General features: G+C 52.4%; 27 protein-coding genes. 9 read left to right on the top strand and 18 right to left on the bottom strand.

The window, feature by feature from the left end:
* Nucleotides 1-80: 80 nt before the first annotated feature.
* The 12 genes from ABQ298_04465 to fliP form a co-directional block, all read right to left on the bottom strand.
* On the bottom strand, nucleotides 81-1,256 hold the full coding sequence (locus ABQ298_04465; protein ID MEQ9823618.1) for an efflux RND transporter periplasmic adaptor subunit: 1,176 nt from the start codon (nucleotides 1,254-1,256) through the stop codon (nucleotides 81-83).
* Nucleotides 1,257-1,319: 63 nt separating this feature from the next.
* On the bottom strand, nucleotides 1,320-2,714 hold the full coding sequence (locus ABQ298_04460; GenBank protein MEQ9823617.1) for a TolC family protein: 1,395 nt from the start codon (nucleotides 2,712-2,714) through the stop codon (nucleotides 1,320-1,322).
* A gap of 479 nt (nucleotides 2,715-3,193) precedes the next feature.
* The gene (locus ABQ298_04455; GenBank protein MEQ9823616.1) at nucleotides 3,194-3,970 is read right to left on the bottom strand and encodes a flagellar motor protein MotB; all 777 of its coding nucleotides are present in this window, start codon (nucleotides 3,968-3,970) and stop codon (nucleotides 3,194-3,196) included.
* A 16-nt stretch (nucleotides 3,971-3,986) separates the two neighbouring features.
* A complete protein-coding gene (locus tag ABQ298_04450; GenBank protein ID MEQ9823615.1) occupies nucleotides 3,987-4,850 on the bottom strand; it encodes a motility-associated protein in 864 nt (287 codons plus the stop codon).
* Nucleotides 4,851-4,862: 12 nt separating this feature from the next.
* Nucleotides 4,863-5,642: a FliA/WhiG family RNA polymerase sigma factor gene (locus ABQ298_04445; GenBank protein ID MEQ9823614.1), complete on the bottom strand. Its 780-nt coding sequence runs from the start codon at nucleotides 5,640-5,642 to the stop codon at nucleotides 4,863-4,865.
* A 32-nt stretch (nucleotides 5,643-5,674) separates the two neighbouring features.
* The gene (locus ABQ298_04440) at nucleotides 5,675-5,959 is read right to left on the bottom strand and encodes a hypothetical protein (GenBank protein MEQ9823613.1); all 285 of its coding nucleotides are present in this window, start codon (nucleotides 5,957-5,959) and stop codon (nucleotides 5,675-5,677) included.
* 82 nt (nucleotides 5,960-6,041) lie between these two features.
* Nucleotides 6,042-7,202, bottom strand: a complete 1,161-nt coding sequence (locus ABQ298_04435) for a hypothetical protein (GenBank protein MEQ9823612.1) — start codon at nucleotides 7,200-7,202, stop codon at nucleotides 6,042-6,044.
* Entirely contained in the window at nucleotides 7,186-9,390 is a 2,205-nt protein-coding gene (flhA, locus tag ABQ298_04430) for a flagellar biosynthesis protein FlhA (protein ID MEQ9823611.1), read from the bottom strand. Before flhA ends, ABQ298_04435 begins: the two co-directional genes overlap by 17 nt.
* A gap of 5 nt (nucleotides 9,391-9,395) precedes the next feature.
* Nucleotides 9,396-10,526, bottom strand: coding sequence for a flagellar type III secretion system protein FlhB (locus tag ABQ298_04425; GenBank protein ID MEQ9823610.1), 1,131 nt, complete (start codon nucleotides 10,524-10,526; stop codon nucleotides 9,396-9,398).
* Between the two features lie 15 nt (nucleotides 10,527-10,541).
* Nucleotides 10,542-11,306 carry a flagellar biosynthetic protein FliR gene (fliR, locus tag ABQ298_04420; GenBank protein MEQ9823609.1) on the bottom strand — a complete coding sequence of 255 codons (765 nt, stop codon included), beginning with the start codon at nucleotides 11,304-11,306 and terminating at the stop codon, nucleotides 10,542-10,544.
* Nucleotides 11,303-11,572: a flagellar biosynthetic protein FliQ gene (locus ABQ298_04415; protein ID MEQ9823608.1), complete on the bottom strand. Its 270-nt coding sequence runs from the start codon at nucleotides 11,570-11,572 to the stop codon at nucleotides 11,303-11,305. The genes fliR and ABQ298_04415 overlap by 4 nt, the downstream gene beginning before the upstream one ends.
* 24 nt (nucleotides 11,573-11,596) lie before the next feature.
* Entirely contained in the window at nucleotides 11,597-12,430 is an 834-nt protein-coding gene (gene fliP / locus ABQ298_04410; protein ID MEQ9823607.1) for a flagellar type III secretion system pore protein FliP, read from the bottom strand.
* 242 nt (nucleotides 12,431-12,672) lie between these two features.
* Here fliP and ABQ298_04405 point away from each other — a divergent pair, with 242 nt between their 5' ends.
* The 3 genes from ABQ298_04405 (at nucleotide 12,673) to ABQ298_04395 (ending at nucleotide 15,748) form a co-directional block, all read left to right on the top strand.
* Nucleotides 12,673-13,677, top strand: coding sequence for a rhodanese-related sulfurtransferase (locus ABQ298_04405; GenBank protein ID MEQ9823606.1), 1,005 nt, complete (start codon nucleotides 12,673-12,675; stop codon nucleotides 13,675-13,677).
* A complete protein-coding gene (gene surE, locus ABQ298_04400) occupies nucleotides 13,674-14,474 on the top strand; it encodes a 5'/3'-nucleotidase SurE (protein ID MEQ9823605.1) in 801 nt (266 codons plus the stop codon). Before ABQ298_04405 ends, surE begins: the two co-directional genes overlap by 4 nt.
* Nucleotides 14,475-14,617: 143 nt before the next feature.
* Nucleotides 14,618-15,748: a hypothetical protein gene (locus ABQ298_04395; GenBank protein MEQ9823604.1), complete on the top strand. Its 1,131-nt coding sequence runs from the start codon at nucleotides 14,618-14,620 to the stop codon at nucleotides 15,746-15,748.
* Between the two features lie 89 nt (nucleotides 15,749-15,837).
* Here ABQ298_04395 and ABQ298_04390 read toward each other — a convergent pair whose 3' ends face one another.
* The 3 genes from ABQ298_04390 to ABQ298_04380 are packed head-to-tail and all read right to left on the bottom strand — an operon-like array spanning nucleotide 15,838 to nucleotide 18,229.
* Nucleotides 15,838-17,268, bottom strand: coding sequence for a response regulator (locus ABQ298_04390; protein MEQ9823603.1), 1,431 nt, complete (start codon nucleotides 17,266-17,268; stop codon nucleotides 15,838-15,840).
* Nucleotides 17,269-17,282: 14 nt separating this feature from the next.
* Complete coding sequence (locus ABQ298_04385; GenBank protein MEQ9823602.1) at nucleotides 17,283-17,654, bottom strand: response regulator; 372 nt, start codon at nucleotides 17,652-17,654, stop codon at nucleotides 17,283-17,285.
* Nucleotides 17,655-17,710: 56 nt separating this feature from the next.
* Entirely contained in the window at nucleotides 17,711-18,229 is a 519-nt protein-coding gene (locus ABQ298_04380) for a hypothetical protein (protein MEQ9823601.1), read from the bottom strand.
* A 131-nt stretch (nucleotides 18,230-18,360) separates the two neighbouring features.
* Here ABQ298_04380 and ABQ298_04375 point away from each other — a divergent pair, with 131 nt between their 5' ends.
* From ABQ298_04375 to gmd, 6 genes are all read left to right on the top strand, one after another.
* A complete protein-coding gene (locus ABQ298_04375; GenBank protein ID MEQ9823600.1) occupies nucleotides 18,361-18,831 on the top strand; it encodes a RidA family protein in 471 nt (156 codons plus the stop codon).
* An 86-nt stretch (nucleotides 18,832-18,917) separates the two neighbouring features.
* Entirely contained in the window at nucleotides 18,918-20,006 is a 1,089-nt protein-coding gene (locus ABQ298_04370; GenBank protein MEQ9823599.1) for a mannose-1-phosphate guanylyltransferase, read from the top strand.
* A gap of 27 nt (nucleotides 20,007-20,033) precedes the next feature.
* A complete protein-coding gene (gene ruvX / locus ABQ298_04365; GenBank protein MEQ9823598.1) occupies nucleotides 20,034-20,489 on the top strand; it encodes a Holliday junction resolvase RuvX in 456 nt (151 codons plus the stop codon).
* Nucleotides 20,490-20,569: 80 nt separating this feature from the next.
* Nucleotides 20,570-21,133: a phosphoribosylglycinamide formyltransferase gene (gene purN, locus ABQ298_04360; protein ID MEQ9823597.1), complete on the top strand. Its 564-nt coding sequence runs from the start codon at nucleotides 20,570-20,572 to the stop codon at nucleotides 21,131-21,133.
* A 98-nt stretch (nucleotides 21,134-21,231) separates the two neighbouring features.
* On the top strand, nucleotides 21,232-21,750 hold the full coding sequence (locus ABQ298_04355; protein MEQ9823596.1) for a hypothetical protein: 519 nt from the start codon (nucleotides 21,232-21,234) through the stop codon (nucleotides 21,748-21,750).
* Between the two features lie 77 nt (nucleotides 21,751-21,827).
* Nucleotides 21,828-22,874, top strand: coding sequence for a GDP-mannose 4,6-dehydratase (gene gmd / locus ABQ298_04350; protein MEQ9823595.1), 1,047 nt, complete (start codon nucleotides 21,828-21,830; stop codon nucleotides 22,872-22,874).
* Between the two features lie 79 nt (nucleotides 22,875-22,953).
* Here the strand turns inward: gmd and ABQ298_04345 are convergent, their stop codons facing one another.
* The 3 genes from ABQ298_04345 to ABQ298_04335 are packed head-to-tail and all read right to left on the bottom strand — an operon-like array spanning nucleotide 22,954 to nucleotide 25,115.
* Nucleotides 22,954-23,493, bottom strand: coding sequence for an isochorismatase family protein (locus ABQ298_04345; protein MEQ9823594.1), 540 nt, complete (start codon nucleotides 23,491-23,493; stop codon nucleotides 22,954-22,956).
* A gap of 37 nt (nucleotides 23,494-23,530) precedes the next feature.
* Nucleotides 23,531-23,698 carry a 50S ribosomal protein L33 gene (rpmG, locus tag ABQ298_04340; protein ID MEQ9823593.1) on the bottom strand — a complete coding sequence of 56 codons (168 nt, stop codon included), beginning with the start codon at nucleotides 23,696-23,698 and terminating at the stop codon, nucleotides 23,531-23,533.
* A gap of 55 nt (nucleotides 23,699-23,753) precedes the next feature.
* Nucleotides 23,754-25,115, bottom strand: coding sequence for a diadenylate cyclase (locus ABQ298_04335; protein ID MEQ9823592.1), 1,362 nt, complete (start codon nucleotides 25,113-25,115; stop codon nucleotides 23,754-23,756).
* Between the last annotated feature and the right edge of the window lie 117 nt (nucleotides 25,116-25,232).

Below are 25,232 nucleotides of genomic sequence, written 5' to 3'. Positions count from 1 at the left end.
AAAAAGCGAACGGCGATTTTGAAATTTGGCGACATCGTGGAATAGAATCAGTCGTTGGAGAATGACAAAACGGGGTGTGCTTACTCCCAGGTCGTGCGCACCAGTTCTCCATCACGGTAACGGGTGAGTTCTTCGGTGACCACAATCTCTCCCTCACGGATGCCACTGAGAATTTCAACGGTTAGCAGACTGCGGTAACCCGGTTCCACCTTGACGTGTTCGATGCGAGATCCATTTACTCTCAGCACGTTGTTGCCGATCAGCGCCTGACTTGGGATCAGGATGGAATCGCTACGCTCTGCGACAATGATGCTCACCTCACCAGTCAGTCCCGGCTTTAGACGTTCATTTTCGATCTGAACATTCAGGTAAATCTGGTATCGCTGGGTGACCGGGTCTGCGGTTGGCAGGATTTGCACTACTGTGGCTTCGAAGACTTCGTCGGGATAGGCCAGAAAGCGAACGAGAGCGGATAGGCCCTCACTGACCTTGTCGAAATCTTCCTCTGAAATTTCTGCAGTGACCAGTCGGCGCGAGTCGATGATATTAAATACGACTTCATTTTGGGTGACGAGATCACCTTCACGGGCAAAAATATTGGTGACGGTCCCGCTGGTTGGTGAACGAACCGTCATTTTTTCGATATCGAGGCGGAGCCGTTTGATGGCGTTTTCCTTGGTATCGAGTGACAGTTTTTCATTGAGATCCTGACGGGTGATATCATCCCTCAATTGTTGTAAATTTCTTTCAGCGAGCTGCAGATCGCGTTCTGGACGCACGCCGCGTTCCACGTCTTGGCGTAGATCATCGAGATCTTCGAGCGTTTTTGTCAGCGTGTATTCGGATTGGCGGGTAATCTCCAGGGATTGTTTGTAGTTTTCCTGTTCGATGAGCAGTTTTTCGAGGTCGATGCGACGTTCTTCTGCGTCGAGACGCATGAGCACTTGACCTTCGGTTACTTCATCACCGATTTCCACAGAGTTTTCGAGCACAATACCACTGCGTTCGCTGCGCAGTTGGAGTAGGTGATACTCGTTCACTTCGACCGTTCCGAGAACGATGTCTTTGGCGGGTCCGCGTTCGGCCCGGGTAACGTAGGCTTCTGGCACAGACATCCAAAAGAGATACAGCCCCGTGCCGATGACGGCGGCAATCACGATGACCCAACGCCAGAAGCGAAAGGAAAGCAAAAGATCCTTCGCCTGCTGGGACGGACTCTTCTTTCGGATGGTTTTGAAGGAAACGGATGTGCTCATGTCTGTAAAAACAACAACCGACTGCGACGAGTCGGTTGTTGGAGATTCGTTCTGAAATAAGGCTTAGTGTTTTGCCGTCAGGTGGGACAAGTCCTTTTCTTCGGGCCGCGTGAGAATTTCCAACACCGGATCTTTTCCGAGCGTCGCCAAAAAATCGGTGACGGCAATCATATACTGTCGACGAGTATTGTAGATCGCACGCTCCTGATAAAGTCGGTTCAACTCTACATGCATGAATTGGAGATCGGAAACGCGTCCGCGTTCATATTCATCCTTGGATTTTTCGTAGGATTGCAGGGCCAGCTGGTATTCGGACTCAGCAATTTCGAGCTTGTTGTAGTTGTAAAGCAGATCTTCGACATTGCGGTCGAGATCGATTTTGGTTCGGCGGATCAGATCGTGGTAATCCGCAAGCTGAACGGTGCGGTCATTGAGTGCTCGAAGCACGTAGCGTGTATTGGCACCACCGCTGTAAATGTTCCAGTTCACTCCGAGACCTCCGCGGAAGGCGATGACGCGTTGATTTCCTTGTGTGGGTTCCACGTCGAGGTTTACACCTCCAGATAACCAGATGGAGGGGCGAGTGCGTGATTTGGCCTGAATGATTCCTTCTTCCGCATTGTCGACATCAATTTGCGCCTGTAGGACACGTGGGATGTCCATGTAACGTTGGTTCTCACTCTGACGGGCCATCGCAATGAGTTGATCATTGATATTGCCGATGGATGGAACGGAAGTGGGGATATCGTCAAGAGTGAGCGCGTTGTCGACTCCGATGGCGATGTTGAAGTCTTCGATTGCCCGATCAATGTTGCGCCGCATGTTTTCGAGATCAAGCATGCGTGATTTGCGGGAATTCATGGATCGCTCATAATTTTCAGCCGAGAGGCGACCCTGTTCGTAACGAATCGTATCCTCATTGATGTTGGCCTGATTGATGGCAACCTCAAGTTCGAGTGTTTTGATCGCGAACTTATCCATGATCAGTTGCAGAAACCGGGTTCTCAGGTCTCTTGCGATGGACGACATCTGTCGCTCATATTCGATCAGAAAGCGTTCGAAATTCCGTTCTGTAGCGCGATGTCCGGCAGATTTTGCTCCCCAGGTGTAGAGGCTGTAGCTGGTGGAGAGACTCAGGTCATTCACACCGAATTGCACCCCTTCAGTTTCCCCTCTGCTGTCTTCGTAGTTGGACCAATAGGCACCCAATCCGGTGGAAAGGTTAATGCTAGGGCGCTTGTTCGAGAGGGAAATCTCTCGGCTGTATTGCGCATTGAGGAGGTTGATGTCGAGTTTTTCATACCGCAACGAGTGTTCCTCTGCTAGCTTGAGCACATCCCTAAAGGTCGGATAAATGTGTTCCGGAGTGGATTGTTTGATGGCATTGGACTGCGCTGTCACATGACTGGCAAGACCAACGGCGGTGAAGATGAGAACCGAAGATAGTTTGATATTCATGGATGGGCTAGGGTGATCATGGGATCGGATAGGGGTGCTGGCGGTGTCCAAAGCCTCCAGCGGTTCGGGTTTCTCTGCGAGAAGAACAAGCAAGTTGCCGATGAATTTGCGACATCAAGACTGTTACTGTGTTGTTGGAAATGAGCACCTTTGTCAAGCCCTTGGGTGGAGGTTTTCCCTGATGAGTTTCAAATGCGTGGCAGTGTTCGCAGATGCTCAGGAATACTGACAATTCAGTTCGATCTGTTTGCCGCAGGTGCAGGTGATCAGGATTTTGGTGATGCGCCCATCCCGAGTGACACATTCGATCAAGGGCTCGCCTGCCTGCCCCGAGATTTCAATCCGATTGGATTTTTTGTCGGGAAGTCCTGATTCGATCAAGAGGCTGCGTTTTACGCTTTCGAGATGGTTGCACGAATGCTCCAACTTTTTTTTTCCTTTGAGATAGTTTTCCATCGAACAAATGCTGCTGAGAGAGATTATTTCTCCGGTTCAAGGCTGATCACAATGCGTTGCTGCTCCTGGGCACCCAGTGGAATATTGGGAAGTGGATGAGAGTCGGCAAACGCAGTAACCCGTGAGAGTTTCTGGGGGTCCAGAGCATAATATACCATGGCTCTGCGCACGGCATTGGCCTGATCGGCGCTGAGTTCCCATTGGGAATAGTCTTCATTTCCGACGAAGCCCGGAACCGTATGGGATTCGATGCGCACCTTGAGATCGTATCGGTCGATCAACCAGGAAATATTGCGCATGACCAAATTCCCCCAGGGCGTGAATTCGGCAGATTCTTTTTCGAACATCGAATTCCGGGAACGATTGAATACCGTGAGCATGACACCATCCGAGTTGGTGCTGATGGCGAAGGGAGATTCTTCGTCCTCGGCATCGATGGCGAGGTGCTTGACAAACTGCTCGGCGAGCTGTTCTACAAAGTCCCGTTTTTCACCTTGACGGTAGCTGTCATCCAGACGGTCGGTGGAGAGAGATGAACTGCCTCCGAGGTCAATGGGGGATTGGGTCTTTCGGTTTTCGTCCCCCATGGCAACATAGGGGTTGTTGAAATAGTAGGCGGTCTGGGCCAGCAATTCGTCATCCTGAGACAGAATCCAGAGCACCATGAAAAATGCCATCATGGAGCAAAAAAAATCTGCTGCAGCAACCTTCCACGCACCACCGTGATGTACAGTTTCTCCGACCTCAGTGCCCGGCAGGGCTGATGGCGTTTGTTGAGGGTCCTGTGCCGGTTCGGTCATCGATCAAAACAACGGGTCAGCCCTTGAAGGTGATTTCCTTGAGCATGGCCTCGAGATCAGTGGCAGATGGGCGCACATCACTGGGAACGGCACGCCGTGCCACTTCGATGGCCATTGCGGGTGCCAGCCCTTTGGCAAAACCGCTTAGGGCTTCGGACAAAATCTTAAAATAGGTCAGTTCGTTTTCCTGTACCAAGTGGAGCCGGGATGCGAGCGGGGCGGCAAATCCATAAGCAAGCCAGACGCCAAGAAAGGAACCCGTCAGTGCGGCAGATACTTTGTATCCCACAGCTCCAGCACCCTGATCAATGACTCCCATGGTGATGATGATCCCCAGAACGGCGGCGCAGATGCCAATACCGGGGAGTGAGTCCGCAGCGAGGTGCAGCACATGCACGGGACCCGCGCCTTCTTCGTGCTTATTCTTGATCTCACTGTTCATGAGGGTTCCGATCTGCTCTGGTTTGATCTTTCCATCAATGAGCGGGCGCAGGTTGTTGATCAGGAATTCCGTGCGTTCCTCATTCCGGACAAAGGTTGGGTATTTCGACATGATGGCACTCTGCAAAGGTTCTTCAACGTGTTCATCGAGTGCTATCAAGCCATTGCGACGTCCCAACGTGAACATCTCATACAGCATCTTGAGGAGTTCGATAAAATCCTCTTGCTTCGGACCGTCGCCCTTGAGCATGCCTGCGATGCTCTTGACTGTGGCAATCAAGGTCGGCAGAGGACTTCCCACGACGGTCAATCCCAAGGTTATGCCAAAGATGACAGTGATTTCGGAGAGGTGCAGCAGCAGGATCGGTTTTCCGCCTGCAAGCATGAATCCTCCAAGTGTGGCACCCAGAACAATGGCAAATCCAATAATGATGAACATGACGCGCTTTGTTTATTGACTGACTTTGTCAACGTAAGCCCTCAGGGATGCGATGGCCTGAGCGTGGATTTGGCAAATCCGGGATTCCGTGAGGTTAAAGACTTGGGCAATTTCCGAAAGTCGCATGCCTTCGAAATAGTACATCGCCAGAACTTTGCGGGACGCATCGGGAAGGGTGGCAATGCGACGCTTGAGCAGACCGATCATTTCCTTGGTTTCCACTTTTTCCTGAATGGGAGCCTGGCTTGAATCGGCAATCGCTTCTTTGAGAGGTGGGCTTTCGTCTGATCCACCGTCCATGCTTTGGTCGAGTGAAATCACGGAAATCGGGCGAACTTTTTTCATGAGTTTGCCGTATTCCTGTACGGACATGCCGAGTTCCTTACGAATTTCGTGTTCCTCAACCGGGCGCTTGAGTCGTGTTTCAAGATTTGAAATGGTCTCCTGCAGCATTTTTGCCTGTGCACGGTTTCCGCGAGGCATCCAGTCCAAGCGTCGCAGCTCGTCGAGAATAGCTCCACGAATGCGGATGAACGCAAAACTTGAAAATGAGCGATTGCGCTGTGGATCGTATTTCTGTACGGCAGAGATGAGTCCGGTCACGCCGACGCTGTAGAGATCGTTAAAATCAATGTGATCGGGCAGCCGCATCTTGATTTTGCCGACGATGGACTTCACCAGCGGCAGGTGGCGGGTCACGATTTCTTCGACGCTCTCCTGTCGTCGGGTCACTTCACCATAGGCATTGGCGGCCGATTTTCTCTGAGCAGAGTTGGTGCTTGTCTGAGTCATGGTGGATGTGGATCGTGAGCGGTTGCGGATCGTCAGGTTGTGATGCTGCGATCCGATATGGCCTTGAGATTCGAGCCATGTCCAGACTCTTCTTCATCCTGTTCGGCCAATGCAGCCTGCCTGGAGCGCACCACTTCCATGTGTAACATGCGAGTGTAGCGATGCAAGAGCTTGAATGCAAACGCCATCACTACACATGCAATGGATGCGTCAAAGACTGCGGATACGACGTCACGATCCCTCAGCAGGACCCAGAGAAAAACGGTGGTAAATCCCAGACATCCTCCGAATTTGACGTATTCACAGGCGGTTTTCATGGTATTGCGAACTGAAGTAGAGACAATCGGCAGCGGATCGCCGCTGATTTGATAATCGTTGAATTGTAAAAGTCGTTAAGGATTAATTCAGTAAAATTTTTGGAAAAGTCTTCGAAATGAGTAAGGGAAGAAAGGACTCGCTGGCATGGGTGGCAGTTGACATGCCAGTGTTGATGAAGATGAGCGGGTAGCTGCCGGTGAGAACGAATTTCCAAAGCTTTGCCCAATGTTCGAGTTCATCAAGGTGGGTGAAGGTTTGATGGGTGACACCCATGTGGCGGGCGATTTCATAGCTCCGGGTCAGGGAGTGGGCGTCGTAGAGGCTGTTCATCACAAGCACGCGTGACTGGATCTTCAATTCGTCAAGTGCGGATTTGAAGTGGCGGATACGCTCGGGGTGTTGCAGTGTAACACCGGGTAGATCCACGTAAATCTCGGTCGATTTCCCCAGTTGGAGGTCGTTGGGATCCCTGACCAGCCGTGCACCGACGACCTCACAGAATACCGTGAGCAGGTCATCGGGGTTTGGATCTTCATCGTCGAGCTTGAGCACCTGTACCTGCTTGCCGTGAACAAAGATGCGATTGGCGATGGTTTTTTGCAGCACCGTGGATTTGCCGACTCCTGGTGTGCCGATGAAGGCGACATGTGGACCTGGCTGTTCGGTTTGGGCAGCAGAGAATTCGGCGCGAAGCAGGGAGATCAGTTCGGTGAGACCCTGCTTGGTGGAGCGCTGGCGGATGCTGGTCCACTGGGGCAGATTTTTGAGCCGTTGTACGAGTGTTTTGTCAAAGCCGGACTGGAGGAGCAGTTCTTCGATGGAAATGGATGTTGCAGTACCATCTGACTCGTTTGGTGGCTCTGGTTCGGGCGTATCTTTCGGCTCGTTTACGGGGGTATCTCTTCCGGATTGGGTAACCTCTTCGATATCAGGCATTGCGGCCTCGTCGGATGTCTCGCTTGGTTTTGGTTTTTTTGTTGCTTCTTCGGACTCGGATTCGGGGGAGGGTGGCAACTGAAACGGTGCCTTGACTTCGCCCTGGCGTGGAACTGAAACAATGATTTCCAGTTTTGGATTCGACCAGAGTTTACTGACCCCTTTCGGTTGATGCTGTTTGACAGACTGAACGGTAGCGTGTGTGCCGAATTTTTTCTGTATCAGCTGTACCGCCTCAGAGGCATTGGCAACAATCAGCCGAAACACACGGGGTTCCTGAACGGTGGGACTAGCTGGCTCTTGCATAGGAAGGCTCGGGTTCGTCGGTTTTCATGCCAGAGATCTCACCGGGCATGGTGATGATGGAGAAAGTCTGAATCTGAATATCATTGGGAAACTCCTGATAAGATAGCACAATCAGTTGAGGGAAGGAAGGCTCGAAAAACCGTCGGAACGGCAAACGTACCTCGGCACTGGTGATGAGGATGGGTTGATAGCCCTGCTCGGACATGTCGTTGATGCGGTGATTGAGTTCATGCAGCAGGTGTTGGGTGAGACTGGGATCGAGCATGATGCCGATATCCGTCTGCGTGCGTTTCACCTGAGAGGCAATGAGCTGGTCAAGCCTGGGTTCAAGTGTCATGGCGTGCACAATACCCTCTTCGCCTTCATATTGATGCATGAAATAGGTTCCAATGCGCTTGCGCACCTGCTCTGAGAGATCATCGGGGTTTTTGGTGAAAGGTGCGAAGTCTGCTATCGTTTCAAGAATGACGGTGAGATTGCGAATCGGAATGCCCTCCTTGAGCAGGTTGCGCAGAACCCGTTGGATCAAGCCGACGGAGGCGAGATCGGGCATGAGTTCATTGATCAGCGTGGGATTCTTTTCCTTGACCAGGTCGATCAACTTCTGGACATCCTCGCGGTCGAGGATTTGTTCCGATACCTTTTTCAGGGTTTCAGAGAGATGGGTGATGAGGACGGACGTGGCATCCACGACGGTGTAGCCATTGATTTCGGCAGTCTTTTTGACTGCTTCGGTCACCCAGACGGCGTCGAGTCCAAAAACGGGTTCTTTGGTAACGGTTCCTTTGAGGGAAACGGAACTGTTGGATACATTCATGGCCAGCCAACGTTCAGGCATGATCTGTCCCTCTGCGACCTGTTTTCCCCGTAGCAGGAAGCGGTAGTGATTGGCATCGAGTTCCAGATTGTCCCTCACCGCAACGGGAGGCACGATGATACCCAGTTCCTTGGCAAGGCTTTTGCGAAGTCCGGTGATGCGTTCAAGCAAATCGCCGCCATTGCCTTTGTTCGCGAGTGAGAGCAAACCGTATCCCAGCTCAATGCTGAAAGTGTCAGTCGAAATCAGGTTTTCAAAACTTTGTGCCCCTTCACTGGCTCCCTGACCATCGCCTCCACCTTCAGGTTCACCTGCTCGACCGTCGGGAAGTGCCTTGGACCTAGGTCGACTACCCGGGAGTTGGGCGAGTTCTTCGGCTTCAGCTTGTTGTTTGCGATGGATCCACCAAGCTGCGGTTCCCGTCACCCCTCCCAGCAGCAGAAATGGCAGAACCGGCATGCCTGGAATAATGGCAAATGTGCTGATGAGGGCGGCGGAAACTCCGAGTGCCCGGGGCTGGGTAACGATGGTTTGACTGATGCTCTGACCCAAGTCGGCGGTTTCATTTGTGCGGGTGACCAGAATGCCGGCGGCAAACGAAACGATGAGGGATGGAATCTGTGAGACCAGTCCATCACCAACCGAGAGTAGGGTATAGGTCTGCAGGGCTTCTACCAGACTCATTTGTTTTTGCATCACCCCGATTGCAAAACCGCCGATGATGTTGATCAGGGTGATCAGAATCCCTGCTACCGCATCGCCTCGGACGAATTTGCTGGCACCGTCCATTGCACCGTAAAAGTCGGCCTCACGCTGGATTTTTTCCCGACGCTGGCTGGCGGTGCGTTCGTCGATAATTCCTGCATTGAGTTCGGCATCGATGGACATTTGCTTGCCAGGCATGGCATCGAGTGTAAAGCGTGCGGCGACTTCGGCAATGCGCCCGGCACCCTTGGTGATGACCATGAAGTTGACAATGACCAGGATCAGGAAAACCACGGCTCCCACCACGTAATTGCCGCGTACCACAAACTCGCCGAAGGAGTTGATGACGTTTCCTGCATATCCATCCAGAAGAATGAGCCGTGTGGAGGCAACATTCAGCCCCAGGCGGAACAGGGTCATGGACAGCAGAATCGTGGGAAAGACGGAAAAATCGGGCGGGTATCTGATGTAGATGATCAGCAGCATCACGAGCAGGGAGCTGCCGATGGAGATGGAAAGGAGTCCATCGAGAAAGCCCGGAGCAATGGGAAGTACCAGAATGAAGATGGCTCCAAACAGTCCGGCGACAAAGAGCAGGTCCGGGTTTTTGCTGAACAGTTGTGCGGCGGAATTGCCGCGTGCGGAAATGGCAGGGAATCGGGACATGGAAATCAGCGGGTACGTTTGGAATCAGTCGTTTGGCCATTCTTTGCGCGACGGCGGGCGTGCAGTTGATGAAAGTAGTAGCGGTGGGTCTTGTAGACGTGTGCGAGGATTTCGGCGACGACCTGATAGAGTTCGTAAGGGACGGGGCTGCCAACCTTGCCCATCTTGAACAGCATCTGAGCGACGGGTTTGTTTTCAACCATGGGCACATCGTTTTCCCGGGCGATGGCCTTGATTTTCTGAGCAATGAGGTTTTGTCCCTTGGCGAGAATGACTGGCGCATCATCCTGCCCCCGTTCGTATTTCAGGGCGATGGCGAAGTGGGTTGGGTTGGTGACCACCACATCGGCATCCGGTACTGCGCCAAACATCTGGCGTTGCAGAAGACTGCGGGCAAGTGCGCGCTGGCGACCTTTCACGGCGGGGTCACCTTCCTGATTCTTCCGCTCGTCCTTGACCTCCTGCTTGGTCATTTTCAGGTCTTCAAAGTTTTTGCGTTTTTGAAAGAAGTAGTTGATCGCGGCGATGATGCCGATGGCGATGACCAGGCGAATGAAGACCACCAGAAAGAGTCGGTGAATGAACATCAGCGTATAGATGGCCGTGACCGGATGGTGAAAAATCGGGTCTTCCAGCAGGGCGATGATGCCGTTGAGGATGATCGCCAATACGGCAGCAAACTTCAGGAATTCGATCAGGAATGCCCGCAGTTTGTCCTTGGAAAACAAATTTTTGAAGCCCGTGACAGGGTTCAGCCGTTGCGGTTTCCAAGCGAGAACCTTTGGGGTGAGCTTAAATCCGCTCTGAAGGCCGGCACCGATGATAGCGGCAGCTGTGCAGGGGAGCATGATCGGGATGAGGATGGCGAGACCTTCGGTATAGGCGAATCGCATCCAACTGACAGCAGTTTCGGCGTTGATGGTAACCTCGCCAACGCGCGCAAAAATATCACTGGCGAGCAGCCCGAGGTTGCGTGCTCCGTTACCCGCGTAGAACAGCAGCGCAAAAAATGAGGCTGCAAGCATCAGTGCGACCTGAATTTCCTCGGCCTTGGCGAAGTTCCCCTCCTTGAACGCTTCACTGAGACGTTTGGAGGTTGGATCCTCGGTTTTTTGATCTTTGTCGGTATCAGCCATGATGTCGTTAATGGGTTAGCGAAGGAGGAATTCGAGCATGCTGGCTGGAACTTCTTCGCTGTAGTGCAGCAGGAAGTTGAAAATGAGATTGGCGGTAATGAAGAAGATAAGCATGCCGCCGACGATGCGGAATGAGAACGACAGCAGCATCACATTGATTTTGGGAGCCACCTTTCCCAGAACGCCAAACCCCAGGGTGATGATGAAGTTCACAGCGATGAACGGTGCTGCGATCGATACGGCGAGCGAGAATACCTGCCCGAGCACGGAGGCTACGGTTTGAAAGTTGCTCACTTCCCAGTCGTTTTTGATGATGGGCACGATTTGAAAGCTGGTGGCCAGGGACTGAATGACCTGAAGGTGTCCCCCGATGATGAAAAAGAGGATGGTCGTGAAGTAAAAGAGCAGCACACCGATCAAGTTGGAGTTGGCTCCACTGGCAGGGTCAAATTGTTCAGCCATCATCAAGCCGATTTCCTGCGAGATCAGGTGACCCGCAACCTCCATGATGGCAAACAGTGCCCGCACGCAAATGCCCATGAAAAAGCCGAGCAGCAATTCTCCAACGGCCCAGAATGATAATTCCCAGATGTTGATGTTGTTTTGCAGGCCGACGACCTCAATGGCGGGAATCATGAGCACCGTGATGGCAAAGACCAGTGCGATGCGAATCTGCATGGGTACAAAGTTGCCGCCCATCGCCGGAATCATCATCAGCAGGGCACCGAGTCGCAGTGACGCAAGGAAGAACGTCAGGATGTATGGCAGCGTGAGGTTCATTGTGCCATGAGCGGAAATTGGTTGTAGAGACTCGCGGTGAACTCGACGAGGCTTCGCAGCAGCCATGGTGATGCGATCAGGAACATCACGCCGACGGAAAACAATTTTGCAACAAAGGGAATGGTTTGTTCCTGGATGCTGGTGACGGATTGCAGCAGGCTGACCCCAGTGCCGATGAGGATTGCGGTTCCCAGGAAGGGTGCACTCAGCAACAGGGCTGTTCGAATGAAATGGTGCAGCAGTTCGAGAGTGAGTTCAGGGTTCATGGGATGCGTGATGTTGGATGTGAACTACAGGGTGAAGCTTTGAGCGAGAGAGCGGATCACGAGATACCACCCATCCACGACCACAAAGAGCAGAATCTTGAAGGGGAGGGAGACGATGACCGGTGGCATCATCATCATGCCCATGGACATGAGGGTCGTGGCGACCAGGAAATCAATCAGCACAAAGGGGAGGTAGATGAGAAATCCCATCTGAAAGGCAGTGCGAAGTTCACTGATAATGAATGAAGGGATCATGACTTTCATCGGTACCTCCTCCACACGGGTGGGACCCATACCGGATAGTCCGAGGAAAAACTCGATGTCGCTTTGGCGTGTCTGGGCGAGCATGAAGCTCTTCAGGTGGCCTGTGGCTGCGTTGATTGCTTCAGTGGAGGTAATGCTTTCCTCCAGATAGGGTTGTAAGGCGTCCTCATTGATGCGGTCGAGGATGGGCGCCATGACAAAGAGCGTAAGGAATAGTGCAATGCCGATGATGATCTGATTCGAAGGGGCAGACTGCACGCCGATGGCATTACGGACAAATCCCAGGACAATCAGGATGCGGGTGAACGCGGTCATCAGCATCAGGATCGAAGGGGCAAGCGTCAGCAACGTCATCAGAAAGACAATTTGGATCGCGATGCCAAGGTCTCCTTCGCCATCGACACCCGAAAGCGTGACATTGATTCCCGGTGTTGCGGAAGCTGGCTGGGTTTGAGCTTCAAGTCCTGTGGGAAACAGGAGTATGCAGGCGGTGAGAGCAATGCAGGCAGCAGCTGCCAGTCGGCGTACATTGATTACTGCTGCAAATTTTGCCCATTGAACAGTCTTGTTGGAATGTTGCGATACCACAGCCATGATCGCATGGGCTAAGCAAAGGGGATGCCGGAGTTGTAAGATGTTGATAATCAATGAAAAATATTCTTATTGAGCGGGTGTTCGGAAAAAAATGCCTATGGGGATTTGTTCTGGTTTTGGGTTTCGGTTTTTGGCAGGGCACTGGAATATCTTGAATCTGATTTGGCGATGACTATGGGTAGTGCTTTGAGGCAGACCTGTATTGATGTGTGCCTCATCTGATCATTTTGATACACATCGTCATGGAACACCGGCCTGAAGATGGGACGTTTCGCGTCTCCGCATTTTACAAATTTATTCCCGTGTCTGACCCAGCCGAACTGAAGCAGCAGCTGGAATCGTTTCTGGAGTCCCGTTCTGTGCTGGGCACCATTTTGGTGGCCCGGGAGGGGGTCAATGGAACGGTGTCCGGTCCGGAGCAAGAGGTGGAAGCCCTGCTGCATTTTCTGGCTTCATGTCTTGGAATCGAAACCTTGCCCTTCAAGGTGGCCGAGGCTCCCTTTCGTCCGTTTCATCGAATGAAGGTCCGCCTGAAACGTGAAATCGTCACACTTGGAGTGGAGGGCGTGGATCCCAGTCGTAAGGTGGGAACCTACGTGAAACCGGATGAGTGGAACGATCTCATCCGGCAGCAGGATGTGGTACTCGTGGATACGCGAAACGACTATGAATACGCGGTGGGAACTTTTGAGGGAGCGCTCAACCCCAAAACGCAAAGTTTTCGCGAGTTTCCCAAATACGTAAAGGAACATCTAGACCCCGATAAAACTCCAAAAGTGGCCATGTTCTGTACGGGTGGCATCCGTTGTGAAAAGGCGACCTCATTTCTCTTGGAAAAGGGATTCAAGGAAGTTTACCACCTGGAGGGAGGCATTTTGGAGTATCTGCATCAGGTTCCGGCATCGGAGAGTCTCTGGAAGGGGGAATGCTTCGTGTTTGATGAGCGCGTTACCGTCAATCACGACCTGGAGCCGGGAAGCTACTCCATGTGTCACGCCTGTCGCATGCCTCTGAGTCCGGATGATCTGCGTTCGCCGCACTATGCGGAGGGCTTGTCTTGTCCGTATTGCCATGACAAGATCACATCCGAAAAACGGGAGCGACTGAGTCAGCGCAATTTGCAGATGAAACTCGCGCGTGAACGAAATGAGCGGCACCTTGGTGCCCGCCACAAGCGACATGATCAGGTGAAAAAAGCGACGGCTGAAGAAACCGCTCTTCCCCTGAACCGGAGTTGCTCAACGTGAAAGCTGGAGCTAAGCCGACGGTGCTGATCACCAACGACGATGGCATCGACTCGCCCCTGCTTTCCGTTGTGGTGAATGCGCTAAGTGCCAGCTGTGAGATTCGGGTGGTTGCTCCTGCCGCAGAGCAGAGCTGGATTGGAAAAGCAATCAGTCGGCGTGCGACTTTGAAAGTTGAAGTGACTGAGGTCATGGGACATCCGGCCTGGGCCGTGCATGGAACTCCTGCAGATTGTGTGAATCTTGCACTTGGAAATCTGTTTGATGCTGAGCAGATCGATGGGGTCGTATCTGGAATCAACATCGGATACAATGCATCGCTCGCCACGGTACTCAGTTCTGGAACGGTGGGTGCTGCACTCGAGGCGGCGCTAATGGGAAAACCTGCTGTCGCGTTGAGTAAATCGTTGCCGAAAGAATGGTTTGAAGCGATTCAGATGGATCGCAGTGAAATACCGGAAGCTTTGAGCTGCAGTTTATTTACTGATGGGGCGCGCATCGCCGGATTTCTCGATGCTGCGATGCAGGAACACAGGCATCACCCAGAACGCGTCGTGGTGCACAATTACAACTTTCCGCCGGATTCCAGTGAAGCAACCGCTGTGCAGCGGTCATTTGTTGCATTGACCCGTGCTGCGGGGCTTTTCCAAGCAGTAGGGGGGGTGGCAAATGTCTTTGAATTTCGGTACCAATTGGGAGAAAACATGGATTCCCGAATGAAAACGGACTTGAATTGTCTCAAGGAAGGACACATAAGTTATGCTCCCATCGACTTTACCCGCCTAACCCGATTCGAGTAGATTATTGGCAAGTCTGAATCGACTTTTCAGGTTTGCACATTTCCAACTTTGCTATGCTCATCTGTCCCAAATTTCGCCGTTTTTCGCTGATCTTATCTGTTATTGCCACCAGTGTTGTCGCCCTTTATGCAGAAATGGAAGGGATGTGGAGGTTTGAACACCCTGAACTCGGAGGCGTATTTTTCCGGATAAAATCAGATAACAGTGCGACTTACTTTCTGGAGAAGGGGATTGATACCACCATTCACGAGGGAAGCGTGCAGCAAATTGCTACGGGGCTTGAGTTGACGTTTGAGAATGACGTGAAGTTCAGTGTGGGTGAAATTGAACCTGGTATTGCCGATGTTCGCGCAATCATGGCTCCTGGTCACAAGGTGGAACCGGGTGAGGCCGTTTCGCTGGCCAAACGGGTGGAAAGGCAAGCAGTCGGAGCCCTGACCGTCGATCCTAAGGCGGCTGAGGAAGACGAGGAACGTTCAGGCTACTTCGGTGCGTGGGAAGGCGAACTTATCACAGGCGAAAAGTTTTATCTGCAGATTAACGAAGACCGCACAGCGGGAACTAGCCACAGCTTTTCGGGTATGAAGGATGAGTTTGAGGGTTTTACCGATGTTGTAGGATTTTGGAAAAAAGACGGTGAGAAGCTGCAAATCTACTGGAACGATGGTGGAATGACGAACATTGAGACCAATGGCCGTCGGATTGAGCAGACTGCCTATCGTGCGGGGGATATTCTGGAAGAGGCCAAAGGATACACCAGTCGCATTTTGCCGATTGGAAAGGACGATCTACCCGAAGCGTGGGCCACCGAGTTTCGCACGGACTATGTGACTCGGATGCCTATCATTGTGTTGCGTCAAACCAGTGTGGTGAAAAAATTCTTCCGGGGAACATGGTTAGTGGGGGCTGCTGCATCCGAGGACAGCCGTATCGAACTCAAGCGTTTTGGTCGTGCGTGGACCAACCGTTATGGACGTGTAAGCGGCACGTGGTATCCAGGATCGGATGGTGCTTCGATTTATTGGGAAAATGGAGTCAAGGAAACGTTTTCTGTGGTTGGAAATCAGTTCGTTGTGAACAGTTTCAACCCCAACCAACCCCTGTCGGGACGTCCGGCACGCATTGACGTTGTCAATCCAGAGGATCCCGACAAAATGGGCTACTACCTCAATCGCAAGCGCGAATTGCTCGATCCAAGGCGATTCTTCCGCAACCTTCCGACAGAAGCGCGTTCGGGGCAAACTGCCGAAGAAGCCGCATCCGACAGCGAGTAGGGCGGGTGCCCGGTTAATCCCGGAGTTGTATGCGCTTGGGCAGCGTTGGATGCTCCAGATTTCCGTAGCGATTAACCTGCACAAATGCTCTAGCGCTGTGAGAGCGCTGAGAGGATGGAACGCGCGAGCGATTCTTCGTGCTCGAGCATGGTGAAGCTTTGAATCATGGGTTCGCCCAGCTTGGTCGGTGTGGGACGGGGTGAAGGTCGGGTTGAGGAGAGGGCGGATTCACGTGAAGAATCCACCGATTCAGACAGACGCTCAGCGTCCTTGCCGGAGGATGTTGCACCGGCTGGATCGGATGGGATATTCGCAACAACGGGTTGGATGTCCGAGAACTCTGAGTGCTGGGGTGCTTCCGGTGCCGCAATAGCTTTTTCAAGGTGATCCCGTGTGATCGTTGATCCCTGGGCAAGCTTGAGTGCCTTCGCCACCACAGCCTCGAGCGAGGCGTAGTTGTGTGGCCATTCGGTTTGCATGAGCAATTCTGTCGCATCAGCACTAAATCCGCCGAAACTTTCCGCACTGGCGTGACGGTCACATAACTCACGTGCGATTCCCTTGGCAAGGTCAGGCAAGTCCTCACGACACAGCTCGAGGCGCGGGATGTAAATCTCCTTCTGACCCATGATCAGGTAGAAATCCTGATCAATGGCTCCTCGTGCAAACTGGGTATCGAGATCTTCATTCAGGCAGAAGATGAATTTGATCGCATTGCTGACGTCGACAAAAGGTCCGGTCCGCTTGTGCAACTTCATCAGTGCCTGCTTGTGTGCCAAGCCCATGTGCTGAGCTTCCGTCAGGGCAAAGACCAGAGTCTTGTTCTGGGGAACATCCGTGATCGCCTTGGAGAGGTCGAAGACATTGATCTTCTTGTTTGTGAAGCGCATGAAGTGGTGGTTTTCGGTATCCACCACTGTCGAAATGTCTTCGCAGATTTTGTCAAAGTGGGTTCCCTCGTCGGCAACCAATACCATGTTTGGCATTTCAGATCCGATGCCTTCAATTTCCTTTTTGAGTCGTTTGCTGGCATCGGATTTGAATGGAAACGAGCGCAACCGACTGGATAAAGAGATTGGGGCTTTGACCGAGGAATTGCTGTCTTCTTCCGAAAACATGCTTCCAGTATGAGAATCTGCAGGATCCCTTGCATCCTCGTGCGCATTCTTGATGAGTTCGGAGGTTTTGCGCAACAGGGACATGATGTTGAGCGGCTTGTGGAAAACCTCGACGCGGTGTGTGCGCAGGCGTGCGACCACATCTTCGCTCAGGTAGGCTGACACCATGATGATGGGAAGCGTCGGGCGGGATTCCCGGCATCGTTCGATGAAGTCGATGCCTTTGAGGTCGGGCATGCTCTGATCTGTTACGCAGAGGGAAAAAGTCTCTTCTGAAAGCACACGGAGCGCATCCAGCGGGTTTCCGACGGATTTGACCTGATATTCCGCCTGCGTGTACAAATCGGACAGGAGCGAGCGAAAGTCGTCGTCGTCGTCGACGATAAGGATGCGATGGTTCATGTGTTCACCAAGGGTTAAGACTTGGCTGAGACATTGAGTTTCTCTTCAGTTTTACGCAACAGTGAAATCACATTGAGCGGTTTATGGAAGATCTCCGTGTTCACGTTTTTCAGGTTCTGAATGAGATCCTGATTCAGGTATCCGGAGACGAGAATGACCGGGATGTTGGGTTCGTGTTCGCGGATTTGTTTGATCAGATCCTCTCCGGTCATTTCGGGCATGTTGTGGTCGGTGACCACTGCGTCGAAAGGCTGCTCGCAAAAGGTAGTGATGGCCTGGTGAGGATTGTTGACGGCGGTCACATCATATCCGGCCTGGGAGAACACATCGGTGAGCAGTCCCCGGAAATCGTCGTCGTCATCGACAATGAGAATTTTGCTGGGCATGGGAAATTGAGTTTGATGGATTGATCATTTTGTTAATCGGACAAGTTGTGTGGAACTTAACCAGGATTCGACTCCATGTCGACACCAGTATCCGATTCGGGTTGCGTCCTTGGAATCTGATCGAGTGCGTTGGTCAGCGACGCGACGGAGGTTGTATACCATAGAACTTTGTCAAATCGATTTTCCCAATAGTCGATGACGGGTTTGCTGAGAAAGTAACAGGTAGCGATGCATACGGCATTTCCGATGCGGTCGAACGGAATGCTCATGGTTGCACTGCATTCTTCGAAGGAAACGTCGTCAAGCGGAGCTTGCTCGATACGAAAATGTCCGAGATTCATGAGTCCCACCTGATGGTTTTCAACGAGGTATCGGATGAGACTGTCTTCATCCAGTGCCTGAAGGTCATAGATCAGAATGCTGAGCACCGAGATGCGCTGGTTACTCTGCGATTGAAGCAGGGTAAGCAGTCGTGAATTGGCCCGCTCAACATCTGCACTGGTAATGAGTCGTTTTTCGAGCAGGGATGCAGCCAGGTAGCGGTTTGCGCGAAGAATGAGTTGTTGAACGGACATGGTTTGCGTTTCATGATGCATCGAATTCCCGGATTTGGAAATACTAATCTGGGATTCCTTTACCAAACTCGAACGCTGTGAATTCTGCGAACCGGGTATGAAATCTGAATGAAATCCCTTACCCTTGCATCATGAATCAAGATTCCATCATTGAAAACCGCCTTGCATCGCTCAACCTGACGCTGCCCGTCGCACCGGACCCCGTAGGCAATTACCTGCCCTTCCGCATCAGCGGAAATCTGATATTCCTAGCGGGATCGATTTGTATGCGTGACGGAGCCATGGTCTACACAGGTGCTGTAGGTGCCGAGCGTACGGTAGAGGAAGCAGTGGAGGCTGCGCGCCTATGTGCGATCAATCAGCTTGCCATTCTCAAAAAAGCCGCAGGCTCACTCGACCGGGTGAAGCAGATGGTATCATTGGCCGGATTTGTCTGGGGGGTGTATGGATTTTCTCAGTCTCCTGCGGTCATCAATGGTGCATCGGACCTGTTTGTGGAAGTATTTGAAGACAAGGGGCGCCACAGTCGAACCGCAGTTTCAGTATCCGGACTTCCGGCAGGTTCAACGGTGGAGTTGCAGTCGGTTTGGGAGATCGTGTGAGACCGTTGTTTGCATCGTGCAAGCATTTGCCTGATCATGGGATTCCGGGTTGACCTTGGAGCACGCAATAGTAGCAATCAGTAGACATGCAGGATCAATTCATTGTCATAATGGCGGGAGGTAAAGGCGAGCGGTTTTGGCCCGAAAGCCGACTCGAGCGGCCCAAGCACCTGCTCCCCATCGTTGGGTCCAGTCCGATGCTGCGCCAAACTCTGGATCGCATTGGAGATTTGGTTCCGAGGGAGCACATTCTGATCATCACGAATGTCAGCCAGCAGAGCGCGATTCGTGAAATGTGCCCGGACCTGCCGCCGGATAATGTGGTTGCCGAGCCAGTCGGGAGGGACACTGCTCCCGCCGTGGGTCTGGCCATGGCACTGGTGCGTCATCGCAACCCCAAGGCGGTGTTTGCGTTGCTTCCTGCGGATCATGTGATTCACGACGCAGAGAAATTTCAAGCATGCCTTCGCTCGGGATTTGAAGTGGCTCGGAGTCAAAAGGTGCTTGTTACCATCGGCATCACCCCTACGCATGCCGCGACGGGCTACGGTTACATTCATCGCGGAACGGAGCGGCCCGGTCAGGAGGGTAAAGGGATCTATGATGTGAAACGGTTTGTGGAAAAACCGTCAATCGAACGCGCCAGAGAATATGTGCACAGTGGAGAGTATTTCTGGAATGCTGGCATGTTTGTATGGAGCGTGGAGAGCATTACGGAGGCTTTTCAGTTGCACCATCCCGCTTTACTTGAAGGAGTGAACAGCATTTCTCAAGGACTTCGGGGCGGTAGGGAACTCAGTGAGTTGCTAGGGGCGACTTATCCGACTCTTGAAAAAATCTCCATCGATTTTGCGGTGATGGAAAAGGCGAAGAATGTCGTCACGATCCAATCCACCTTTGACTGGGATGATGTGGGGGAATGGCCAGCCATCGAGCGCCATGGAGCGAAGGATGGCGAGGGTAATCTCCTGTCGGGGCTGGGAGTCGTGCAGCAGGCTTCAAACAATATCGTGTATAACGACGGCAAACGCATCACTGCGCTGCTGGGGGTGGATGACCTCATCGTCGTGCACACGGAGGATGCAACTCTCGTGTGTCACCGCAGCAAAGCACAGGAGATCAAGGGCATTGTGAAGGCTCTGGGCGAGTGTGACTCCACGCGCGGATTTCTTTGAAGAAGCCGAACGTCGAAAGGGGTGGCGATGCGATGTCTGGGAATCGATTGGGGAAGCAAACGCTGGGGGCTGAGTTACGGCGATGAAATTGGCATTGCAACGCCACTGCCTGCAATCACCGACGCGACTGGCGAAGCCAAATGGGAAAAGCTTGCGCAGCTCATCGCTCAAAGGCGCATCGACACTGTCGTGGTGGGGTATCCCTACAACATGGATGGATCGGTGGGGTTTAAGGCAAAGGAGGTTGATGCGTTCATTGCCAGCTTTAAGGAGCAGTTCCCCCAGTTGCCGGTGCATCGGGTGGATGAGCGATTGACGTCGCAGGTTGCGGGACAGGCATGGTCCGAAAAGGTGAAGCGGGAGCAACGGCGCTCAGGAAAACTCGATTCAAGTGCAGCTGCACTGATCCTGCAGGATTTTCTGGATCAGGAACTTGCGGGATCGGGAAGCTTGGAAGAATGGGAGATGGACCTTGACGATTGAGCGATTTTGCAACTGTCGTTGAAGGGGAATGCAACACAACAGAATGAACGATGAATAATAACCTGCCTCGATTTGCGATCATGGGTTCAACCCGAGGATCGTCACTGGTCCCGATTCTGGCTGCATGGAAGCAAGGAAGGTTGCAATGCAGTCCCGAGTTGGTGTTCTCCAACAGAAAATCTGCCGGGATATTGGACAAAGGGCGGGATGCAGGGATTGAGACGCTTTGGCTGCCCGTGCAAGGCAGGGATCGGGAGGACTATGACCGCGAGGTGTCTGCGCAAATGGAAGAACGCTCCATGGATTTCATCCTCTTGATTGGTTACATGCGCATCCTAAGTCCGTGGTTTGTGCAGCAGTGGCAGGGCAGGGTTGTGAATGTGCACCCATCCCTGCTTCCCAAATATGCGGGTATGATGGATATACAGATTCACGAGGCGGTTCTGTCCGCAGGTGACGCCGAAACGGGATGCAGTGTTCATCTCGTCAACGAAGAAGTCGATGGTGGGCCGGTTTTGATCCAGAAGCGCTGTGCAGTTGACAAAAGTGACACTCCGGAGTTGCTCAAACAGCGGGTTCAGGCGCTGGAGGCAGCATCGTTTCTGGAGTTGCTGGTATCTCCGGGTCACTATCTGAAGCTTTGACTGGAGGTGTGTATCGCGGGATTGCGGTAAATCACAGATTGTTCAAAACTTATTGACCGAAATGAACAGCTGTGGTTGGGTTGACTCTACTTTTGTGAATGAACGGAACCGACATTGACGATGCACCTTATACTCCTGCGATCCAACCGTGGGAGGGCGAGATGGTCATGCTGTTTACCAGCGTTGCCAACCTTTTTGGGTTCCGCAAATCGGTGGGTGCGATCTATGGGTTTATGTTTTGCCAGAAGGACCCTGTGCATCTGGATACCATCATGCTACGACTGGGTATGAGCAAAGGCACAGTCAGCCAGGGGCTGAATTTTTTGCGTAAAGCGGGTGCGGTTCGTTTGGCTTTTGTGCCTGGAGACCGTCGGGAACATTTCTTTCCGGAGGTGAGCCTCAAGCGTCTGGTTTCAGGCTTCCTCAGGGATCAGATTTATCCACATCTGGAAAGCGGTGAAGACCGACTGCACAATCTGGAACAGTTGGTAGCAGCCTCTGCCGATGAGGTCCCTGACATCATGGAAGATCGGCTCAAGCGCCTGCGATCATGGCAGAAGCAGGCAAAAATGCTTCTACCGATCATGCAGAAATTTCTTGAATCCAAGGGGGATTGAAAAATGCCTTCGTCTTCAACTTGTTCGGACCTGATTGGACTCACGTTCAACCTCTCCCATCCAACTAACTAAACTATATGAAAACCGCACTTATCACAGGTATCACCGGGCAGGATGGTTCCTACCTCGCTGAACAGCTCATTGAAAAAGGGTATGTCGTGCATGGCATGATCCGGCGATCAAGTTCTTTCAATACCGGGCGCATCGATCACCTCTACAACAACCCGGAGATCCATGGATCGAAGCTCTTCCTGCACTACGGTGATTTAACGGATTCGAGCAATCTGAACCGTCTGCTCGAAAACATTGGGCCTGACGAAATCTACAATCTGGGCGCACAGAGTCACGTCAAGGTGTCGTTTGAGGTGCCGGAGTACACGGCCGAGGTTGATGCGATTGGCACGCTGCGGTTTTTGGATGCGATCAAGGAGACTGGATTGAAATCAAAAACACGACTGTATCAGGCATCAACTTCAGAACTTTATGGAAAGGTGCAGGAGGTGCCGCAGTCTGAAACCACTCCGTTTTACCCTCGTTCTCCCTATGCGGTAGCCAAGCTCTACGGATACTGGATCATTGTCAATTACCGTGAAGCCTATGGCATCTATGCCGTCAATGGGATCCTCTTCAACCACGAGTCCCCACGTCGGGGTGAAACCTTTGTCACACGCAAAATCACACGTGCCGCTGCGCGCATTGCTTTGGGAAAACAGGAAACCCTGGTGCTTGGCAATCTGGACGCTCAGCGCGACTGGGGTTACGCGCCAGAGTATACGGAGGGCATGTGGCGGATTTTGCAGCATGATACGCCGGAGGATTTTGTGCTGGCGACAGGAGAAATGCACACCGTTCGTGATTTTGTGCGATGGTCCTTCAAGCACGTCGGCATCGATCTTGAGTTTCGTGGCAGCGGAGTGGAGGAAAAAGGTTACGACCGGGCAACCGGAAAACTGCGTGTGCAGGTCAGTCCCTCCTATTTCCGTCCGACTGAAGTGGAGCAACTGCTGGGAAACCCGAGTAAGGCGAGGGAAAAACTGGGCTGGGTAGCCGAGACCAAGGCGGAACGCCTATGCGAAATCATGGTCAAGGCCGACTTCGAAAAGGTACAGAAGCGCGGTTATTGACACGAATGTGCTGATGTGAGTCTCAACGTATCCTGTGGAGACGCGAAACCCCAAAACGCGCCTTCTGCAGGTAGACTCGTTACTGGTATTGTTTGACCAGTTTCGTAAATTCCCGAAATGCGGGATGGCTGGCCTGCGCCAGTATTGAATAAAACAGGGTTTCGCTAGGGAGGTGCAGCGTATGGTGCTGTTCCAGTGTGTGGATCACAGGGGCGGCGTCCTGTGGGCGTCGGCAGGAAATCACATCACTAAGCAGGGTGACGGGCATGTCATCGGCCCTGGCAGCAATGACTGTCTGGTAGACGCAGATCGGTGTTTCGATCCCACCGATCAGCAAATGAGAGATTTCGTCGGACTGAAGGCGCTCCTGAAAGCCTGCATCCGTCCACGAGGAGAAGGTTTGCTTTGCAAAGACATACGCATCAGGTGCGTGGCGCAGCAGTTCTTCAGAAGTACCGCCCAGTTTTTCCGGAACTTGTTCCGATAGATAGACGGGAATCTCGAGCAGTTTGCAGGCCTGCAAAACGAAAGCAGCCCGGTTCGTCAGTTCGAAGCGATCCGGCATTGCTTTCAGAAAACAATCCTGCAGATCGATCAGCAGACAACCGAGCCCTTTCATCTGAAAATCGGAGAGGGTGGAGAAACCGCAATGCGGGTTATTTAATCTCCTTGTGCACCGTGTGGCGACGCAGGTGCGGGTTGTATTTCTTCTTTTCGACCCGGTTTGGCGTCAGCTTTTTGTTGCGGGTGCTCATGTAGCGTGAGGGAGGTTTTCCCTCGGCACGCGCTTCAGTGCATTCCAAAATGACATGTTCTCTTGGCATCGTTGTGTTCTGGTTAAAAGGAACGAGAAAAGCGGGATCGCAAGTTCACTTCAATCTAAAAATTGCCTCCGATCTTCTTTTCAGTGAGCGTGATCATGTCACCGCCACTGAACAGACTGACGTGACCCGTGCTTGAGGACACAACGATCGCGACACACTTGAAGCTGAGCGTGATCCCGGCTGCAGCCGCATGGCGTGACCCGAGGCCGCTCGGCAGATTCTGCGGGTATTTGGTGGGTCGCAGTAAACTGCCTGCGGATTCAAGCACACCATTTCCGCGAATCACAAAGGCGCCATCAATACTGGAAAGCTCCTTGACGGTTTCATCCATAAACGGATTGAGCACATTGCGTTCGTCTTCGCTGTAGCCGAAAAAGGGATTGAGCAGTAAGGGCTGAGCGTGCTCCATGACCACCTCTGAATCCCCGATGACAAATAGCGCGCCAACAGGTTTGCCCTCCCGTCCTTCCATGGACAATTCGGTGGCGATGGTGAGAACGCGCTCAAGCACCTCGACCTGTACGCCGGGAGGGATCACATTGCTCTTGCCTGGAATGAGTGTCTGAAACTCCTTGTCCACATCCACAACAATGATGGTATCGAGCAGATTGCTCTTAGGAACTCCTCCAACACAGCAAACGACCTCCTCTGTGTTGAATACACCCTTTCCGAGCGCGATAATGAATGCACTGCGCATCTGGGAAAGCCGGGTATTGGAGTAGCTTCTCAGGGGGATGATATGGTCCATCTTTGGCAGATTTCCCGAGTAGTCGGATTTTCCGGGTGAGATCAGCACGGTTTTGAGGCCCTTGATATCGACACCCAATTCAAAAAAGGAAGAACTGAAGGTATCTCCAAAAATCATGATCGAGGTGCACTGTGACATTTGCGCTATCTTTTCCGCTTCTTTCATGATGTTGCGGTTGATGCGCGAGTATTCGATCTGCGGGTGTTTGGTGACTCCGCTGAAAACTTGTTTGACGACCTTGCGGAATTCCTGAAGCGAATCTGCAAAAAGCAGGGAATCGATGATGGATTCCTCTCGGATGATCTGGGCAAAGTCTGAGAGAACGCGCACATAGTTGCGCGCTTTTTCATGCACGAGAAGGAGTACGATGATGCGGACTTTTCCATACTCACTGGGACTGTCATGGCTGAGACCCTCCGCACAGCGTCCGATTGCCACGCCGTAACCGCGCGTCCAGTTAATGCGGGCGTAGGGAATCGCGACGCCATCACCGAGATAGGTGGTGCGTGTTTTTTCGCGGTCGAGCAGATCGTTCAAGATGCGCCGCTTCGTGAGTGTTTTGGACTCCTGTATGTTGAAAGACTCGATCAGCTCGGTAAATGCTCCCCTCAAATCTTTGGATTTGATGTCGATGATTCGGTTTTGGGAAATGAGTCGATCGAAGCGCATTGTAGGGAAATCGGGTGAGACCAAAAAAGAATGGCAGCGTCACTGTCGCTCTGCCGCTTGTTGTTCACTAATGTCGTAGCATTGCAAAATGTCAAGAACGACATTAACTCTTTGCCT

This window comes from Puniceicoccaceae bacterium, assembly GCA_040224245.1.
Lineage (GTDB): Bacteria > Verrucomicrobiota > Verrucomicrobiia > Opitutales > JAFGAQ01 > JAKSBQ01.
This window is presented reverse-complemented; position numbering and strand designations above follow the sequence as displayed.

What these genes read in the sequence shown, in the direction of transcription:
- ABQ298_04465 (MEQ9823618.1), bottom strand. Translation starts at nt 1,256, where the DNA reads ATGAGCACATCCGTTTCCTTCAAAACCATCCGAAAGAAGAGTCCGTCC.
- ABQ298_04460 (MEQ9823617.1), bottom strand. Translation starts at nt 2,714, where the DNA reads ATGAATATCAAACTATCTTCGGTTCTCATCTTCACCGCCGTTGGTCTT.
- ABQ298_04455 (MEQ9823616.1), bottom strand. Translation starts at nt 3,970, where the DNA reads ATGACCGAACCGGCACAGGACCCTCAACAAACGCCATCAGCCCTGCCG.
- ABQ298_04450 (MEQ9823615.1), bottom strand. Translation starts at nt 4,850, where the DNA reads ATGTTCATCATTATTGGATTTGCCATTGTTCTGGGTGCCACACTTGGA.
- ABQ298_04445 (MEQ9823614.1), bottom strand. Translation starts at nt 5,642, where the DNA reads ATGACTCAGACAAGCACCAACTCTGCTCAGAGAAAATCGGCCGCCAAT.
- ABQ298_04440 (MEQ9823613.1), bottom strand. Translation starts at nt 5,959, where the DNA reads ATGAAAACCGCCTGTGAATACGTCAAATTCGGAGGATGTCTGGGATTT.
- ABQ298_04435 (MEQ9823612.1), bottom strand. Translation starts at nt 7,202, where the DNA reads ATGCAAGAGCCAGCTAGTCCCACCGTTCAGGAACCCCGTGTGTTTCGG.
- flhA (MEQ9823611.1), bottom strand. Translation starts at nt 9,390, where the DNA reads ATGTCCCGATTCCCTGCCATTTCCGCACGCGGCAATTCCGCCGCACAA.
- ABQ298_04425 (MEQ9823610.1), bottom strand. Translation starts at nt 10,526, where the DNA reads ATGGCTGATACCGACAAAGATCAAAAAACCGAGGATCCAACCTCCAAA.
- fliR (MEQ9823609.1), bottom strand. Translation starts at nt 11,306, where the DNA reads ATGAACCTCACGCTGCCATACATCCTGACGTTCTTCCTTGCGTCACTG.
- ABQ298_04415 (MEQ9823608.1), bottom strand. Translation starts at nt 11,572, where the DNA reads ATGAACCCTGAACTCACTCTCGAACTGCTGCACCATTTCATTCGAACA.
- fliP (MEQ9823607.1), bottom strand. Translation starts at nt 12,430, where the DNA reads ATGGCTGTGGTATCGCAACATTCCAACAAGACTGTTCAATGGGCAAAA.
- ABQ298_04405 (MEQ9823606.1), top strand. Translation starts at nt 12,673, where the DNA reads ATGGAACACCGGCCTGAAGATGGGACGTTTCGCGTCTCCGCATTTTAC.
- ABQ298_04395 (MEQ9823604.1), top strand. Translation starts at nt 14,618, where the DNA reads ATGTGGAGGTTTGAACACCCTGAACTCGGAGGCGTATTTTTCCGGATA.
- ABQ298_04390 (MEQ9823603.1), bottom strand. Translation starts at nt 17,268, where the DNA reads ATGAACCATCGCATCCTTATCGTCGACGACGACGACGACTTTCGCTCG.
- ABQ298_04385 (MEQ9823602.1), bottom strand. Translation starts at nt 17,654, where the DNA reads ATGCCCAGCAAAATTCTCATTGTCGATGACGACGACGATTTCCGGGGA.
- ABQ298_04380 (MEQ9823601.1), bottom strand. Translation starts at nt 18,229, where the DNA reads ATGTCCGTTCAACAACTCATTCTTCGCGCAAACCGCTACCTGGCTGCA.
- ABQ298_04375 (MEQ9823600.1), top strand. Translation starts at nt 18,361, where the DNA reads ATGAATCAAGATTCCATCATTGAAAACCGCCTTGCATCGCTCAACCTG.
- ABQ298_04370 (MEQ9823599.1), top strand. Translation starts at nt 18,918, where the DNA reads ATGCAGGATCAATTCATTGTCATAATGGCGGGAGGTAAAGGCGAGCGG.
- ruvX (MEQ9823598.1), top strand. Translation starts at nt 20,034, where the DNA reads ATGCGATGTCTGGGAATCGATTGGGGAAGCAAACGCTGGGGGCTGAGT.
- purN (MEQ9823597.1), top strand. Translation starts at nt 20,570, where the DNA reads ATGGGTTCAACCCGAGGATCGTCACTGGTCCCGATTCTGGCTGCATGG.
- ABQ298_04355 (MEQ9823596.1), top strand. Translation starts at nt 21,232, where the DNA reads ATGAACGGAACCGACATTGACGATGCACCTTATACTCCTGCGATCCAA.
- gmd (MEQ9823595.1), top strand. Translation starts at nt 21,828, where the DNA reads ATGAAAACCGCACTTATCACAGGTATCACCGGGCAGGATGGTTCCTAC.
- ABQ298_04345 (MEQ9823594.1), bottom strand. Translation starts at nt 23,493, where the DNA reads ATGAAAGGGCTCGGTTGTCTGCTGATCGATCTGCAGGATTGTTTTCTG.
- rpmG (MEQ9823593.1), bottom strand. Translation starts at nt 23,698, where the DNA reads ATGCCAAGAGAACATGTCATTTTGGAATGCACTGAAGCGCGTGCCGAG.
- ABQ298_04335 (MEQ9823592.1), bottom strand. Translation starts at nt 25,115, where the DNA reads ATGCGCTTCGATCGACTCATTTCCCAAAACCGAATCATCGACATCAAA.